General features: G+C 68.5%; 3 protein-coding genes. 2 read left to right on the top strand and 1 reads right to left on the bottom strand.

What is annotated here, in order from left to right; genetic code table 11:
* Nucleotides 1-195: 195 nt before the first annotated feature.
* Nucleotides 196-648, bottom strand: coding sequence for a gamma-glutamylcyclotransferase (locus tag AB0M65_RS40625; RefSeq protein ID WP_364040937.1), 453 nt, complete (start codon nucleotides 646-648; stop codon nucleotides 196-198).
* Between the two features lie 127 nt (nucleotides 649-775).
* Between AB0M65_RS40625 and AB0M65_RS40620 the strand changes: the two genes are divergently transcribed.
* The gene (locus tag AB0M65_RS40620; RefSeq protein WP_364040934.1) at nucleotides 776-2,179 is read left to right on the top strand and encodes an NAD(P)H-quinone dehydrogenase; all 1,404 of its coding nucleotides are present in this window, start codon (nucleotides 776-778) and stop codon (nucleotides 2,177-2,179) included.
* Nucleotides 2,180-2,283: 104 nt separating this feature from the next.
* Entirely contained in the window at nucleotides 2,284-2,718 is a 435-nt protein-coding gene (locus AB0M65_RS40615; RefSeq protein ID WP_364040940.1) for a hypothetical protein, read from the top strand.
* Nucleotides 2,719-2,828 lie beyond the last annotated feature (110 nt).

Here is a 2,828-nt window from a genome sequence, read left to right as displayed (position 1 = left end):
GCGTGCTTGGGGGCGTGACTTGCGTGCTTGGGGGCGTGACTTGCGTGCTTGGGGGCGGAACTTGCGTGCTTGGGGGCGGAACTTGCGTGCTTGGGGGCGGAACTTGCGTGCTTGGGGGCGGAACTCGCGTGCTTGAAGGCGTGACTTGCGTGCTTGGGGGCGGAACTCGCGTGCTTGGGGGCGTGACTCGCGTGGTCAGCCGGAGATCCCCTGGCAGGGGCGGGTGCGGAGCGCGTCGACGTAGTCCGAGGGGGCGCCCGCGGCCTCGGCGGCGTCGGCGAGGACACCCAGATAACGCGCGGACGGGAGACCGCCCTCGTAGGCGTCCACGACGTACAGCCACGGCAGGACGGAACCGTCCATGGTCTGCACCCGCAGCCGGAGCTTGGTGTGCATGCCGAGCTCGCCGCCTTCCCAGCGGTCGAGGCCGTCTTCGTCCAGCGGCGTGACGTCGTACAGCACCACGAAGACCCGGGAGCCCGGGTCTTCGACGATGGTCGCCAGCGCGCCTTCCCAGCCCAGGTCCTCACCGCCGAAGGTCAACCTCCAGCCTTCGAGCCAGCCGGTGCCGGCCATCGGAGAGTGGGGAGCTCGCTCCAACATCTGGGCGGGCTCCATATTGGATCCATACGCGGCATACAACGGCACGGCGACAGCCTAGCGACCCGTCGCTGACCCGGCTGGACGCACATGCCGTGTCCGGCCACCCAATCAGCCCAGCGGTCGCCCGCGTACGGTAAACGCAGTCACAGACACCACTGCGAGGAGGAGACCGGTGACCAAGATCGTGATCATGGGCGGAGGACCCGCCGGTTACGAAGCGGCACTGGTCGCGGCCCAGCATGGAGCCGACGTCACCATCGTCGAACGCGACGGTCTCGGCGGCGCGTGCGTGCTCTACGACTGTGTTCCGTCGAAGACGTTCATCGCCTCCTCCGGCGCGCTCGCGAACATGCACGACCTCCGCGAACTCGGCATCAACACCGACATGGCGGACACGAGCGTCGACCTGCCGACCGTCCACGGCCGGGTGAAGGGCCTCGCGCTCGCGCAGTCCGCCGACATCCGCGCCCGGGTGCAGCGCGAGGGCGTCCGCGTCGTCATCGGCCAGGGCCGGTTCGACGACGAAGAGACCGGCCTCGCCACCCACAAGGTCGCCGTCACCGTGCACGACGGCTCCGTCGAGGTGCTCGACGCCGACGTCGTCCTCATCTCCACCGGCGCCACCCCGCGTGTCCTGCCCGGCGCGGTGCCGGACGGCGAGCGCATCCTCGACTGGCGTCAGCTCTACGACCTCCGCGAACTTCCCGAGCACCTCGCCGTCATCGGTTCGGGTGTCACCGGCGCCGAATTCGCCTCGGCCTACACCGAGATGGGTGTCAAGGTCACCGTCGTGTCCAGCCGCGACCGCGTGCTCCCGCACGAGGACGCCGACGCCGCCGCGGTGCTCGAAGAGGTCTTCTCGCAGCGCGGCACCACGGTCGCCAAGCAGGCGCGCGCCGACAAAGTCGTCCGGACCGACAAGGGCGTCGAGATCCACCTCGCCGACGGCCGCGTGATCGAAGCCAGCCACGCGTTGATGACCGTCGGTTCCGTGCCCAACACCACCGACATCGGCCTGGACAAGGTCGGCATCGAGGCGGGCCCCGGCGGCTTCATCGGCGTCGACCGCGTTTCCCGCACCAGCGCGCCCGGCATCTACGCCGCCGGTGACTGCACCGGCGTGCTGATGCTCGCCTCGGTGGCCAGCATGCAGGGCCGTATCGCGATGTGGCACGCACTCGGCGAAGGTGTCGCGCCGATCAAGCTCAAAACCGTCGCCGCCAACGTGTTCACCCACCCCGAGATCGCGACCGTCGGCATCAGCCAGCAGGCGATCGACTCGGGTGCGGTACCCGCCCGCACCATCATGCTTCCGCTCGCGACGAACGCCCGCGCGAAAATGGAAGGCCTGCGACGCGGTTTCGTGAAGCTGTTCTGCCGCCCCGCCACCGGCGTGGTCGTCGGCGGGGTGGTCGTGGCCCCGAACGCGAGCGAACTCGTCCTTCCCATCGCGCTCGCCGTACAGAACCAGCTCACCGTGGAACATCTGGCGCTGACCTTTTCGGTGTACCCGTCGCTCTCGGGGTCGATCACCGAGGCAGGCCGCCAGCTGATGCGTCACGACGACCTGGACTGAGTTTCTCCGGCGAAGCAACCCTCGCGGGGGTGCCCGCGTCTAGCGCGTGTCGGTGTTTCGTTGACAGCTAGGGGTTTTTCGTGGTTCGCAGGGTTCTGGCCGGAATGGTGGCGATCGGCGCGGCGGTGCTGGCAGGTCCGGCGACCGGTCTCGCCCAGCAGGCGCCGCCCGAACCCGGTGTCACCGTGCAACTGAACGACGACACGGCCTACGACGTCGGACTCGTCAACAAGTACGTGCACGGCGACTTCAACGTGGCGCTGGCGCAGTGCCCCGGCGAGGGGCTGAAGGCGCCGAAGTCGACGACGTTCTCTTCGCCCGTGCTGACCGTCGGGAAGTACGATTACGGGCCACTCATCGGGGTCCCGGCCAACGTCAGCGCGGACGTCGAACTCAAGGCCGGTACGGCACCCGGCAGCTACCCGCTGACCGTCAACTGCAACGGGAAGCCTTACACAGCAACGTTTTCTGTTCCGCCGCGTCAGGTGAGCGCGGTGCCGTCCGGCGCCGCCCGCGCGGGGGACGGCAGTATGGCGTAGTGAGTGTTCTGGGTCGTTAGAGCGACCCCGCTCTTAAGCACTTACGCGTCACCTGCGGCGTTGCTCGCGTGAAGTACATGAAGGCCCCCTTCCTTGCGCTAGGCGCAAGG

Source organism: Amycolatopsis sp. NPDC051071, from assembly GCF_040682875.1.
Lineage (GTDB): Bacteria > Actinomycetota > Actinomycetes > Mycobacteriales > Pseudonocardiaceae > Amycolatopsis.
The sequence above is the reverse complement of the archived record's forward strand: the minus strand, read 5'-3'. Positions and strand labels throughout refer to the sequence as shown.

What these genes read in the sequence shown, in the direction of transcription:
- AB0M65_RS40615 (WP_364040940.1), top strand. Translation starts at nt 2,284, where the DNA reads ATGGTGGCGATCGGCGCGGCGGTGCTGGCAGGTCCGGCGACCGGTCTC.